Here is a 14,454-nt window from a genome sequence, read left to right on the forward strand (position 1 = left end):
GCTACCAGGCCGTCGTGCGCCACGGCTGCGGGCCCGCGCCCGGCGCAAACGAATTCCCGTGCCGTTTCCAGCCGGATCCGGCGGTCGCGTACAGGAATTCGTTTCCGCACGCCCAGGCGCGTTCCCTCCGCCGTGTCGCCCGCCGTCCTGGTCTATCGCCCTCGGCTGGGCCCACCCCAGCCCGGCACCCCTCGTTTCGCGAAAAGCGTGGCGTTCCAGCGCGCTCGGGTGCCGCCGTCATCTCGACTCTGTCAGGAGATCCCCGTGACCATTCTCGCCGCACCCGCCACCGACCACGGCACGAGCGCCGTGGCCTCCGAAGCCGACTGGTACGCCATCCCCGATTCCAGCTCGCCCGCACCCGTCCCGGACCCCGAGGTGCCCGTGCCGAGCACGCGAGCGTTCCTCACCGCGATCGGCCACATCGCGATCATGTTCGACCTCGATCGGCGCGCAGCCAAGCGGGCATTCCGTGACGTGCTGGATCTGGCGACCGACGCCGACTGGGACCTGCTCGACTACCTCGTCGACGTGTTCACCCTGCATCCCTACCAGGCCGCGCTGCGTCGGCTGCGTGCCCGCTGGATCGAGGGCGATGAACTCGAACGAGAACGGTTGGTCGAGCTGGTGCCCGACACCGACCCGGGACTGCACTGCCACGACGATCAGGTCCTGGACAAGATCGCCCAAGCCCGCGCCGCCGCGTATGGCACGAGCGTCGACGAGGAGATCGCCAAGCTGCACGTCCAGCTCGAGGTCGCCGAGATGCCACGACAGCCCATGCGGTACTGGCGCAGCGCCACGTCGCGGCTGCACCTGACACCGTCGCGAGACACCGACGCGTCTCGGCTCTCACCCGAGCAGATCCGTGCTCGCCTGGCCACTCGCGGCAAGCGCCGCCGCGCCGAGGTCGAACCCGACCACGTCACCGACTACGTCGCCGAGTCGTTGTTCGTCGACACCGACTTCCAACGACAGGACCGATTGCGCCGCAAGCTGGCAGCCCTGGTCGCCCGCGGGGTGAGCGTGATCGGCGAAGAGCACGCCCCGCGTGGATGGGTGCCGCGCTATCCCGGGGAGCCCGCACCCAAGCCGGCCGAGCTGACCGAGGCGATCTGGGATCACCAGTACGGCCAGTTCGTCGCCCACCAGCACACACTCGATCGCGCCCTCGCCGGGGCGCCGGTGAAATCGCTGGAGAACAGCATGGTCTGGGCGCAGCGCCGCACCGGGCTGGCCTCACGCACCGATCGACGCGACACCGGCGAGTACTACGGCAGCAGCATCGACGACGTGGCCGAGGCGATGATCCCGGTCCACGGCTGGCGGTGCGTGTCGTGCTTTGTCGAACGCCCCGCCGTCGACCAGCGTCCTCTCCACCACCACGACGGGCTGGTGCGCTCCGATGACGGCTTGTGCGATCACTGCCGGGCCGACGGCGCTCTCGGCCTGGCACCGCTGCCAGAGGGATTCGGTCTCGGTGACCTCGCCGCCGCCTACTGCGCCTACTTCGCCGAGCACTACCCGCGCGCAGCGCGGGCGTTGATCGCCGAGGTCGCGCGTCGAGCACCCGAGTGGATGACTCAGGTCCTCGACCGGTTCCTGCTCGAACATCCGGATCTGCCCGGCGCGCCGGCGGTGCCCGAGCGTGACGCGTCCGATCCGGTGCCCGCGCCGCGCTCACCGCGCCGCGGCCGGCGAGAGCTGCCTGCCGGGATGCGGCACGGACGGTGCGAGGGCTGCACCCAGTGCACACCCATCCACGACGACGGGTTCTGCACCAAGTGCCGGGTCTGGCTCGGCCTGCACACACCCGCGGCCACGACTCCCGCCGCAGTCTGAGCCCTGTTCACGTTCAACTGATTTCCGGCTGGGCACCGAGCGATCGGTGCCCAGCCGATCCCACTTCTCCCACGGAGGTTCTCGGTGTTCCACCGTCCCCGACACACCCGCGCCCGACGTCGCCACGTCCGCCAACGCGCCCGCCGTGCGCGCGTCGTGTGGGTCACCGTGTATCTGGCCGACCTTCACACCATCGTCCACGGCTACACCCCCGCCTCGCAGCTCGTGCGTGCCGACCGGTTCGCGCTCGACATCTCCATGCGCACCGCCGACTACACGATCCTTAGCCGGATCTTCGACGCGAGTTCTCCGATCAAGTCGTTCTCGATCGGATCTTCGCCGCGCTCAACGACCACCCCGACGAGGGCGACGAGTATCTCAGCGAGCACTGGTACGGCTGCGGGAACCGGTCGTTGTCGGTCGGCGACGTGGTGGCGCTGGGCACCCGTCATTACGCCTGCGCGCCTGTGGGCTGGCATCACGTGCCCCCGCCGCGGCGCACCCATCTACCCACCGCTTCCACCCCGGCTCCCTCCGACGCAGGCGGTTCCCGATGAGCATCGTGTCGCCCACGACCTACGCCCTCTACGCCGCCGATCGTCTCCTCGCCGATGCCCTGACCGCCGACGACGCACTCGACATGCTCGACACCACCCGCGCCGAACACCTCGACCGCGACAACTCCTACGCCCTCGACAACATGGTCGGCTCCACACTCGGCCGCGCCGACGGCTCACGTGTCGAACTCGTCATCGCACCGCACGACCCCTCCGAGACCGCCGGCTACAGCGTCCTGCTGCGACGGCGTCTGCAACGACGCTAGCCCACTGCGGCATTCACGCTGCGGCCCGAGCGATTCTGGTCGGACGCCCGCGAAGCGATCGTGTCCTGGACCGACGGTCCCACGATCGACATCGACCACTTCCTGGCCGCCCCGACCTGTCATGTGGGCACCGCGCGTTTCGCGGTGCCCAGCCGATCACCTCCCTTCCACCTCGAAGAGTTCCGCTGTGTACCACCGCGCCCGGTACCTGCGTGCCCGCCGCCGACGCCTCGCCCAGCTCCGAGGTCGGCCTGTGCCGCCGGTTATGGTCACGGTGTACCTGTCCACTGATCCGCACTCGTTGATCCACGGCTACCGCCCCGGTGGGATCTTCCTGCTGGCAGACCGATTCCTGCTCGATCACGCCGTGCGCGCAACCGCCGACGACGATCCCGCCATCCTCGAGCGAGTTTTCGCCGCCCTCAACGATCACCCCGGTCCCGGCGACCTCCACCACACCCGCCGCTGGTATCGACGGCGCCTGCGGTCGTTGTCGGTCGGGGATGTCTTTGCCCTCGGCACCGACCATGCCCGCGGTATCCGTCACTACGCGTGCGCTGCGGTCGGCTGGCTCCACCTCCCGCAGCCGGGTTGATCCACGAAAACCGAACGGAGTCCGCCGTGAACAACATCCGCCTTCGATCTGATTCGGCGAGTAGGCCAGCACTTCGCCACGGCGGGGCGTCGCGTGCCCCGGCACCATGTCTCGGTCCCACCTGACCGATCCGCGCATGGCACCATGATCCGCGCATAACGTATCGGTTGGTTGCCGGGCCTGCCCCGGCGGTCGCGAGGAAGACGAAACGCTCTGATGGTCCGCTCGGCGCACGAAATGCGCATGTACCTGATCGACCAAGTCAACGACATGCTGCGGCGACTGGGCATGTTCGGCGGTGAGGCGGCCCTGTGGACACTGTTCGACCACCTCTTCTATCTCGAGGACCAAGGCCACAGCGTAGAAGAGGTCTACGAGTCGTGGCGTGATCGGAACGCTTTCGCCCCGACCGGCGTCCAGGGTGCCCTCGCACGACTGCTACCGGACAACCTGAAGTCCGCGTTGCCGTCGATGTATGCCGAAGCTGCCCGTGATCACGGCTGGCTCAGGCTGGATCGAACGTTGACACCAGACGAGTACGCCCAGTTGCGCGGCTCGATCGAACCGTTCGCCGAGCAGGACCACTCCTGGAGCGATGTCGTCGACGCCTTCGGTGAACCCAGTGTGCTGTTCGGCGGAACCAACCCCCTGTATGAGAAGACGCTGGCCTACGCAACCGCGGACAAGTCCGATCCGATGGTCATCTTCCATCTGTGGAACGGTGTCGATGCGGACACGCAACCGACCTGGCCGCCGATGCACATCGACGCGATCCTGCTCGCGATCCGCTGCGGCTCCGGCCCGTTCGCAGACTCCTTCGTCTTCACCCCCGAAGGAACCCGCCGCCGACCTGCCGGGGACGGGATCGACTGAACCCACCGGAGCTCTCGGCTCCACCCGGCACGAGGGCGCCTACCCGCTGGCTCAGATCGCTTGCCCCAGTCGGGCTCACCTGTGCCCGCAATACTGGTCCTGAACTTCGCCGACCGTCCCCGGAATACGACACCGAAGCCGCCGTGGTAAGCGCGCGCACGGCATCGAGTGATCGCGGCAGCCACGAGCATCCAGGCTCCCACCGCTCCAGCCGCGACAGCCGCCCCCCTGCATCACCGTCCTCCCGCCCACTGCACCGCCTCACCACACCATCCACCGCCTCCACCAGCCTGCCATCGCATCCCCTTCTTCACCCCGTCTCACTCTCACTTCCAGCCCCTTCCCCCCTTTAAAACAAGCAGACGTCTGGCATTCAGGAATTGCAATTCGATAACTTCCGCGTCGAGAGTTGTCGAAAGTTGTGCAGCGTAGTCCAATTCGAAAATTCACCCCTTGCGCAGCGCGAATTATCGCCGCTTCATGGAGGCATGGTCGCAACCATTCACAGAGTCTCTGCAGGAAACGGATACCAGTACTATTTACGCAACATCGCCGCCAACGACACCACAGCGCGTGGGCGCTCCTCGCTGGCCGACTACTACTCAGCCCACGGCGAAGCACCCGGACGCTGGCAAGGCACCGGCCTCGCCGCGCTCGACATCCAACCGGGCGAGGAAGTAACAGAGTCGCAGATGAAGTCACTGTTCGGACTGGGCATCCACCCGAACGCCGAACAGATCGAAGACCGGGTCTACGCGCACCAGATCACCCTCGGTGCCAACGACCGCGAAGCCACCCGAGCCGCGGAGAAAGCATCAAAATTGGGCAACGAGTTCGCGGTCTATGAAGCCCACTCCCAGTACAGGAAACAATGCTCCGACGCCTTCCGCGCACACAATTCCGAGCAGAACCTCCCACCCACCACCGCAATCGGAGACGACGAACGCGCACGAATCCGCACACAAGTCGCGACAGAAATGTTCCGCAACGAGTACGACCGCCCACCATTGAATGCCCGGGAATTGTCGGGATGGGTCGCGAAGAACTCGCGCCCGAAACACGCGGCCGTCGCCGGTTTCGACATCACCTTCAGCCCCGTCAAGAGCGTCTCCGTCCTGTGGGCGCTCGCCTCTCCCGAGGTTTCGCAGCGGATCGAGGCCGCGCATCGGCGCGCGATCGAAGATGCGTTGAACTGGTTGGAGAACAACGCGATCTTCACTCGCCTGGGCCGCAACGGGATCCGGCAGGTCGACGTCGACGGCATCGTCGCCGCGGGATTCACCCATCGCGACAGCCGCGCAGGCGATCCCGACCTGCACACCCACGTCCTGATCGCCAACCGCGTCCGCACCCTCGACGGCAAATGGCGCACCATCGACTCCAAAACCCTGCACGAAGCCGTCGTCACCGCCTCGGAAATCTATGACTCCCGAGTCGAGCACCACCTCGAAGCTGACCTCGATTTGCAGTTCGAAGCCCGACCCGGGCGCACGCCTGAACAGGTCCAGATCCGTGAAATTGTCGGTGTCCCACTGGAGTTGATCGATTCGTGGTCGCAGCGGGGTGCGGCGATCGTCGCGCGCCTCGACCAGCTCACCGCAGCATTCCAGACAACGTTCGGGCGTGAACCATCCCCGAAAGAGGTCTATGACCTGTCCGATCGCGCGACGTTGGAAACCCGCCCGACCAAACATCTCGTGGCCTCACTCGCTGAGCAGCGCGACATCTGGGCCGCCCAGGCCAGGCAATTGTTCGACGGGCGCGACACCATCGAAAACATCGTGACCCGCGCGATGTCAGCGCCGCCGACACCGCGACCGAGTCCCGATGCCGCGTTCATCACCGCGGCCGCCGAGCGCGCCCTGGCCGGAGTCTCGGCGCGGCGTTCGACATGGCGGGTGTTCAACCTGCGTGCCGAGGTCGAACGCCAACTTCGCGGCCGAATCGCCCCAGCCGACTGGCACTGGATCCCGGAAAGGGTTGTCGCCGAAGCGCTGTCACCACCGTCAGCAGTTGCACGCGGTGACCCTGACCTCACCGGACAACCGGTGCTGCGAGCAGCGCCGACGTGGTTGGGTCGCAACGACTCCACCGCTATCCATGTCCGTGCGAACTCCCAGATCTACACCACCGAATCCACCCTGGATGCCGAAGCAGCGTTGATCGAGCTGTCGGTCGAACCTGGCGCCCGCGTTCTCGACGCGGAACTGGTGGCCAAGTCGGTCTCCGACTACAACACCGCAAACCCCGATCGCCCGCTCAACGCCGGCCAGATCGGTGTCATCTCCTCCTTCGCCACCTCAGGGCTGCGTGTCCATACCGCCAACGCCCCGGCCGGAACCGGCAAAACCACCGCGATGCAAGTCCTCACCACCGCATGGCATTCCGGTGGCGGAACCGTGCTCGGGATGGCCCCCACCGCAGCCGCGGCCGCGGTGCTCGGAGAGTCGATCGGCACCCGGGCAGAGACCGTCGACAAACTCCTCGACGTCATCAACCGCCACACCCCCACCCCGAACAGCCCCTCCATCGCCGGTGATCATCCACCCGCGTTGCCCCAATGGGTCCTCGATATCGACTCCCGAACCCTGGTGATCGTCGACGAACACGTCAAACTAGGCAACACCAAACGGCTATGCCTGCTGCAATTTCTGGCTGGACGCGGGGCTACGGTGCGCTGCATCGGCGACGACAAACAACTCCCCTCGATCGAAGCCGGCGGCGCCGACGCCGACATGAACGCCGCCTCCCCCGAACAAACCCTCACCCTGTCCCATGTGGTCCGGTTCGCCTCGACCGCCGAGGCGACCGCCTCGATCGGGCTGCGCGAGGGCGACCCCGCTGCGCTGGCCTGGTACCTGGACAACAACCGCATCCATGCCGGGCACACCGGGTCGGTCTACGACGACACCTACCAAGCTTGGGCCGCCGATGATCTCGCGGGCCGCGACGCGGTCATGCTGGCGCCTACGCACGAGGTAGTGACGGCACTAAACGCCCGTGCACGCGCTGACCGACTCGCTCGAACCGGCGCCGAACCCGGACCAGAAGTCGTTCTCACCGACGGACTCCTCGCCTCGATCGGTGACACCGTGCGCACGCGACGCAATAACCCGAAGCTGCGTTTCGGTAAACACGACTGGGTTCGCAACGGCTACTCCTGGACAGTGACCAACGTCCACAACGACGGCTCACTCACCGTTTCGCACCGCCACCGTGGCGCCGACAGCGACGAAACGGTGCGGCTGCCGGTCGAGTATGTGCGCCAACATGTGCGCCTCGGGTACGCCGCAACGATTGATTCCGCGCAGGGAATCACCGCCGACACATGCCACGTCGCGCTGTCCGGACGCGAATCACGCCAACAGTTCTACGTCGCGATGACCCGCGGAATCCACGCCAACCACACCTACATCGTCACCGCGCTCGACGGTGCCGAAGGCGCGATCTACACCCAACCCGCCACCTACCCACGCACCGCCATCGAGATCCTGCACCGCGTGATGGCCCGCGACGGAGCACAAAAGTCCGCACACACCGAACTGCGCGATGCTCTCGAGCCGACACTGCGGATCGGGCGCGCGGTCGATATCTACCTCGACACTCTCGGCCTGGCCGCCGAACACGCACTCGGTCCTGACCGACTCGAAGCCCTCGACCATGCCGCCGACTCCGTTCACCCGAACCTGACCGACAGTCCTGCGTACCCCGTACTGCGCCAACACCTCGCCTTGATTGCGCTCACCGGTGCCGATCCAATCGCCACGCTTCGCGCTGCGGCTGGCACACGGGAACTCGACACCGCCGACGATCCAGCGGCGGTGCTGGACTGGCGCCTGGATCCCACCGGTGCTCACTCCGCGGGCACGGGGCCCCTTCCCTGGACACCTGGACTCCCCAGCGGTGTCATCGCTCAGGCTCTCGCCGAGCCAGTTCTGGCCCGCGAACAGATCGTGGTCGCTCTCGCCACACAGATCCGCGACACCACACACCAGTGGACACCGAGCACCGCACCACCATGGGCGCGACCGCTGCTGGGTACCGACCCCGCCTTGCTCGGCGAGCTCGCAGTGTGGAGGGCAGGTTTACATGTCGCTGACACTGATGCTCGTCCGACCGGCCCCGCTCGCTACACCGACGTCGAACGGATCCACCAACAGCACCTCGAACAACAGATCATCGACGCCCACGGGGATCCGTCACTCCCGCGCAACCGGTGGGCCGAAGTCGTCGACAACATCGATCCCCGCATCACCACCGACTCCTACTGGCCGATCGTGGCCGACAAGATCGACCTCGCCGACCGCGCCGGACTCGACATCACCACCCTGCTCACCGACGCCTCCACCCACCACCCGCTGCCCGATGAGATGCCCGCGGCGGCACTGTGGGCGCGCCTGCAACTCGAACCGTCTGCGCTCGACACCACCGGCGCCGATCCGCTCCGGCCACAGTGGCTGCCCGACCTCGAAGCCATCCTCGGCACAGTTCTTGCTGACCAAGTCACCACCGAAGCGGCGTGGCCACGCGTCGTCGCCGCGGTCGAACGCGCCACCAACAGCTGGGCACCCCACGACCTCCTCAGCACCGCCCACGAACTCCTGCAAGGAGCCCAACCCGACGACGCTGCCCCGCTGCGCCCTGACCAGCTCACCGCAGCGCTGGCCTGGCGCATCGACGTCCTCCACCACCAGGCCCCGACAGCGCAACCAGCCGCCTCGGCTCCAACTCCGACCGCACCTGAACCGCCAACACCAACCGCCAACGACGAGCCGCCGACCGCCGTTGTCGCGGCAGAACCGAGCACGCCAGCCACGAACGATGCCCTCATCGCAGACATCGACGGTCGCCACGGTGGAGGCGACCTCGCTACCGGGGTCGAATACATCGCACGTCTGTTCGCGACAGGACGAGTCTCTGACGCCGTCTCCGCATTCCGAACATTCAGAAGCGAGCTCTCCGACGACGAACACGCGGTGCTCACCGCTGTCTCGGAAACCCTCTATCAGAACAGCTTCCCCGTCGCGCGAGCTCGACTTCGCTGGGCTGCCCAACGATTCCCGCTACACCGAGCGTTGATCCACGCGTGCACACCCTCGACCGATCCACACACCTTCCGCCGCGACACCGAACAGGATCGTGGCCGCTCCCATCCCGTCTACGACCATCGTGAACACGTCGACCCGGCAGTTACACCGGCGGTATTCGACCCGATCCAGGCAGCGGGCAACGATGCCTTCGACACCTATAGCGATGATGCCGAACCTTTCGACAGCCGTGATCTGACGCCGACAGACCGTCCCCGAACAGCCGCAGGTGGTTTCCCGATCGACTACGACCTTGCCGCCATGCCCGCCATCGTCGGCCTACCGTGTGTCGACTGCAGCATCGAACGCCCCCGCAACGCCAGTTCCCCCGTGCCCCCGCGACACTCCGACGACGGACTGTGCCACTCCTGCCGCGACAACGAACGGCCAGGTATTCCTGACCACGACCCTGCCGATCATCTCGCCACGCGATGCGCTCACATCGCCGATACACACCCTGCGCCAGCGGCGTTGGCGATGCTGCGCCGCGACTGGCGGGCACTCGACCCGGCCGGGCGCGCCGTCATCCAACAGTGGCTGGCCGATAATCCGCTTACCGAACAACGACTCCCGGTCCTCGATCCCTTGCAGCGCCTTTCCGATCGCGAGCTCGCCGACGCGATCGAAGGACTTGCCCAGCGGCTCAGCAACATCGCCACCGAGGCCGAGTTCTTCGCACCCACCCGACACGAGAACCTCGACATTGAGCCCGACCCTGCCGTCGTCGCGCTCCAGCATGACGCCGACAACGCCCGCCACACCGCGCGAGTGCACGCTGACGAACTCGACAGCGCCATTAGCCGGCTCCGCGCCACCAGCGATGCGCTCGCCACCGCACGCGAAGCGCTCGACGCGCTACCGCTGATCCGACGTGCGGCGCGCAATACGATTCAGAGCCGCATCAACACCTTGACCCGTGAACACCGCGAGCGGCGCGACGTTCACCAGCAAGCTCGCGACATCGCCCGCGCGGCGAACCGGCACGCCAACGAACTCAATGCCAGAGCTGAACACGCCGCTGCCGCCGACGAGGCGCGGCGGACCGAAGAACAGGCTCGAGCCGCCGTCGAGCACACCGTCGCACGCAATTCCACCGTCGAGGCATTACAGCAAGGGATCGAATCCGAGCTCACTGCCCATCAGGCAGAACACCACAGGCGGCACGCTCTGACCGACCTGCAACGGCGACTGGAGGAAAGCGCACGGCTGCAGCACGAGGCCACAGCCGATGAGTTCGCCGTGGCGGAACACTATGAGCTAGAGCCCAGGGGGCCGGATCATCGGCCAGGCCTGGGTCTCTAGTCGACGGATCAGCAGACGAGTATTCGCGCCCAAGGCGAGACGCAGTCAACGAACATGGGCGACCCCGCGACACCGACACCTTGTGTCCCATATGGCAAATTTCTCCACGCCCGTCCCATCTGGATCGGCGGGCTGACGCGTCGACCTGCAACTCATGACCGGCTCAACATGGCTGGAGCGGAGAACATTATCCTGCTGCTATCAGACGACGACCAGGCAGAACGGGTGACCGGCCGGATCCAGCAGCACCCGCCACCGGTCTCCGCCCGGCTGGTGGTCCGGTCTCACCGCGCCGAATCGCAGCGCCAGCTTCTCCGCCGCGTCGAGGTCCTCGACCTTGAGGTCCATGTGCAACTGCTGGGGCACGTCCTGACCGGGCCACCGCGGGGCGCGGTATCCGTCGACCCGTTGGAAGCCCGGGTCGCAACCCGAACCATCGGTCAGGGCGACGAAATCGTCAGCGTCATAACCGAGCTGCATGCCTGTCAGCTCTCGGTAAAACCGGGCCAGAGCCCGGGGATCGGCGCAGTCCAGAGTCACGCCTCGCAGTGTGGCGATCGGCATCGTCGACTCCTCAGTCATCCTTGTGCGCGGGCCGCGCGGCGACCCGCCGCGGCTAGTCATTCAACCGCACAGTCGTGGCCAAGCTCCACTCCTTTTCGGGCGGCCGACAGCGCTCGTCTCGGGCTCGGTCGTGTGCACCGTTGCGCCGCCACCCCCGGCGGGAACGACCCGACCGGTTCGCGGGCGACGGCGAGCGGGACGCGCGTGGTGGACGCGGAGCCGAGACTGCGGAAACTCTGCGATCCCCGCCCCGGAGCTCGCTCGGCCGTGCGCCTGAACCGGTTCACCACCCTGTTCAACCGCCCAGCAAGCAAGTGGCCTTGCACCGGCAATAGCTGGAGCTGCGAAGAGGTTGAGCGGCTGCTCCTGCGAGACAAGTTCAACCGGAGGCTGTCATCGCCAACCTCACTCAGCTTTCAGAAGGGAGATGTCAGCTCGGCAACCAACTCGTAGGCACCGGCGACTTCGTGGAGCGGTTTATGCCCTCGCTGCGCCTTCTGGCCATATGATGTCGACCGGGATGCCGTGCTTGCGCGCCAGCTCGACCACGGTGCCGGTGCCCGCGCGCTGCCCGTCCTGGCTGTCCCAGACCGCGATCATCCGATCTACGCCCTGGACGAGCGCCTCGTTCGCGGCCTCGTAGGCTTCGCGGCCAGCACTGTCGAAGTCCATTGTTCGCACCTTGGCGGCACGAGCGATCAGCGCATCGAACTGGGCGGCATGGTCGGGCTTCACCTTCGCTTCCCGATAGTCGCGTGAGGGCAGCACGACCTCCAGCTGGCCGCCGATGTCGAGGACGGCTTCGGCGAAGACGCTGTCGGCCCCGCGCGCGATGCACGATATCCCCACGAGATCGGGGGTTCCGTCGAGCAGATCGATGACCGCTTCCCGCACCAGTTCGGCTGTCGCTGGGGTGATGTTCATGTGTCCGGTGACGCTGATCCTCATGTCGCCATCATGCCGGGGACAGCACCAGCGGGTACAGCATGTCTCGCAGCTGTGCCGCTGGTCGGCTGGTGCCGTGTTCGCCTGTGCGCTGATACACCTCCAGAACTTTCGCCCGGACACGATCGGAACTTGTCCTACTGACATCTTCGAGGGCGGCTTCGCCGAGTCGGAGAGCTTCCGCGTACTCGCCTTGGATAAGCCGCGCCTCAGCGATTCCGAGGCGATCCAGCGCACTGGAACGCCAGCGTTCAGGGCGACGCATCGTGATGGCCGAGGTGATCGCCTCAGCGGCTTCGTCCGCGAACTCAGCTTGCGTGCGGGCGAGTTCAAGCAAACGGCCCCCCAGTGTGCCCGACAATTCCGCTGCATCGAAGTAATGCAGCCAATACGGGTCCTCCGCTGGGCGGGCGTCGCCGAAGGCGCCATGCGCCTTATCGGCGGCGCGATGGAATGCAGCAGGCCGCCCGAGTTTGGCGTACGCCCACGCTTCACGGGTGTACAGCAGCGCGCGAGTGGTCGGAGTGACCGACCGTCCGACGACATCCTGGGCCAGGCGCACGAGTTCGAGGGCATCGTTCGCACGCGCGTGGGAGTAGGCGATCCGGTCCACTCCGTGGCCCTCGGGTTGGAGAGTCAGCATTTGGCGGGCGAGGCCGGCGAGTGCGTTGGCGAACAGGCCCGGGTCGTCGGCGTCACGCGCGGAGCGGGCGGAGAGCAGGTAGTAACCCTGCGCGGTGTGCTGCTCACCGCAGTCCCAGGACATGGTGGCTGCCGTTTCGGCGAGCAGGGCACGGATGTGGCCGAGACGCTGGCGTCGCCCCTGGTTGGTTTCAGCGGCCACCATGTCGTTCACCTCGGACAGTTGGCCGACGACGGCTTTGCGGCGTAGTCCTCCGCCGAACTTGTCGTCCCACTCCCGGAACAATCGCGCGGCGTGTTCGAGTTCGTCGAGTTCTTGGTTGCCGGTGCCGGTAATGACCGGAACAGGTCGAGCCGTCCCGCGCTGTTGGCGTAACCAGCGTTCGAGAGGTTCGAGGAGGTACGCGCCGACGACAACACTTACAAGCGTTGTCGCGGCTTCGCGGCGATCCACGAGGAGGTCCTTTCGTGCGAGGTCGTCGGCGACGTCCTCGCACGACGCTTTCCAGATCGGCGGATCAGGGTCGACCTCGAAGACGCCGGGCGCGACTGCCCGCCGGGTTTGTAGTTGATCGAACTTGGCTCGCTGCTCAAGGGTCGCCGCAGCGAGTATGGCTTCCATCCGGTCTGCGTGATCAGGGCGGAGGGTGATCGTTTCCTGTCGCTTGCACCACTTCTTGATCGTGTTGATGTGGATGCCAGCGCGAACAGAAAAGCGTTCGTGCGACAGATCCAGCGCTGCACGCAAATCCGCCGCACCTGCTCCCGTCCACTTCTTCATAGTCGACTCCTGGTCCCTGGCGAAAGGGGTTGTGTTCCAGCGTGTACCAGCCGTGTACCGGTGCGTGTGTCGCGTGTACCTACGTGGACTTCCGGGATGATCGCTCGGGCAGCAAGGTTGGTTGGGCACCCGCTGCCAGTTCGTCCCTCGTCTCCGGCAACGGGCGAAACCGAACTCCTAGCGACTCAACCGTAGGCGGGTGATCCAATGCTGGCCAGTAGCAGTTTATTTCAAACGAACGAACACGTCCCGCGTACAACGAGGACCTGCAATTCCCAGTGCCTGGCCGGGAAATGCCACCGGAATACCACCGGAACGCCACCGCTGTGCGGTTCCTGGCAATGCCGCTGGCAGGCAACGATTGAACACAGGACCCGATCACGGGGCACCCGAAGCGAAGCCGCTGGCCAGGTACCCCTCGTTGTCGGAAGCGCCACCAGAGAGGCCCGCACATGACACATTCCGACGAGCTGCACCCGCAATCCACCGCGGCGAGGCAGGAGCGGTCATCCAGTACTAGCGCGAACCCTTCAACCGACACGCTCACCCGCATCGAGGCCACTCACGCCTTCCGCCCAACGCGCGCCGAGCTGGCCAACGCGCTCGAGGCGATGCGCCAAGCCGGTTTCCTCGCCACCGCGCCCACACCGCCAACAGTCGACACCACAGGGCCACACGCCCCGACGACTCCGGTGCCCGAGGAGTCCCGATGACACAGACCAGCCCACCACCCACGGCCTACACCGAAACACCACGATCACGGTGCGAGTTCTACCGCCGCGAATGCTCACTGCCCACCGTGATCGACCCCGACACCGGGCGAATCACGATGAAAGCCGGGCTCGTCGGCGCGGTGATGATGCCCACCGAGCTGGCACAACGGGTCAAAACCGCCCTCGATGTGCGTGGAGTCGCGCCGTTGCCGATCATCGGCCACCCCCGCGCCGGAATGCGGACATTCCTCGTAAGGTCCGACATCCGACCGATCGGTGACCCCGCC

9 protein-coding genes are annotated in these 14,454 nt (G+C 66.3%); 6 read left to right on the forward strand and 3 right to left on the reverse strand.

Annotated features, from left to right (window positions below; all coding sequences use genetic code 11):
• Positions 1-264: 264 nt before the first annotated feature.
• The 5 genes from NV348_RS36200 to mobF all read left to right on the forward strand — a co-directional run bounded on the left by NV348_RS36200 (position 265) and on the right by mobF (position 10,522).
• Positions 265-1,842, forward strand: coding sequence for a hypothetical protein (locus NV348_RS36200; protein ID WP_447151275.1), 1,578 nt, complete (start codon positions 265-267; stop codon positions 1,840-1,842).
• A 553-nt stretch (positions 1,843-2,395) separates the two neighbouring features.
• Positions 2,396-2,665 (forward strand): hypothetical protein, encoded by a 270-nt coding sequence (locus NV348_RS36205; RefSeq protein ID WP_447151276.1) that lies wholly within the window; start codon positions 2,396-2,398, stop codon positions 2,663-2,665.
• 253 nt (positions 2,666-2,918) lie between these two features.
• Entirely contained in the window at positions 2,919-3,260 is a 342-nt protein-coding gene (locus NV348_RS36210) for a hypothetical protein (protein WP_447150880.1), read from the forward strand.
• A gap of 216 nt (positions 3,261-3,476) precedes the next feature.
• Positions 3,477-4,133, forward strand: a complete 657-nt coding sequence (locus NV348_RS36215; protein WP_447150881.1) for a hypothetical protein — start codon at positions 3,477-3,479, stop codon at positions 4,131-4,133.
• A gap of 488 nt (positions 4,134-4,621) precedes the next feature.
• A complete protein-coding gene (gene mobF, locus NV348_RS36220; RefSeq protein WP_447151277.1) occupies positions 4,622-10,522 on the forward strand; it encodes a MobF family relaxase in 5,901 nt (1,966 codons plus the stop codon).
• Positions 10,523-10,723: 201 nt separating this feature from the next.
• Here the strand turns inward: mobF and NV348_RS36225 are convergent, their stop codons facing one another.
• The 3 genes from NV348_RS36225 to NV348_RS36235 all read right to left on the reverse strand — a co-directional run bounded on the left by NV348_RS36225 (position 10,724) and on the right by NV348_RS36235 (position 13,454).
• A complete protein-coding gene (locus NV348_RS36225; protein ID WP_447151278.1) occupies positions 10,724-11,086 on the reverse strand; it encodes a VOC family protein in 363 nt (120 codons plus the stop codon).
• 477 nt (positions 11,087-11,563) lie between these two features.
• Positions 11,564-12,034 carry a hypothetical protein gene (locus NV348_RS36230; protein ID WP_447151279.1) on the reverse strand — a complete coding sequence of 157 codons (471 nt, stop codon included), beginning with the start codon at positions 12,032-12,034 and terminating at the stop codon, positions 11,564-11,566.
• Between the two features lie 7 nt (positions 12,035-12,041).
• Positions 12,042-13,454, reverse strand: a complete 1,413-nt coding sequence (locus NV348_RS36235; protein ID WP_447151280.1) for an NsdA family TPR-like regulatory protein — start codon at positions 13,452-13,454, stop codon at positions 12,042-12,044.
• Between the two features lie 452 nt (positions 13,455-13,906).
• On the opposite strand from NV348_RS36235, the gene NV348_RS36240 reads away from it, so the two are divergent.
• Entirely contained in the window at positions 13,907-14,167 is a 261-nt protein-coding gene (locus tag NV348_RS36240) for a hypothetical protein (protein ID WP_447151281.1), read from the forward strand.
• Positions 14,168-14,454: the final 287 nt, after the last annotated feature.

The sequence above is a fragment of the Nocardia fodinahabitans genome (genome assembly GCF_052983615.1).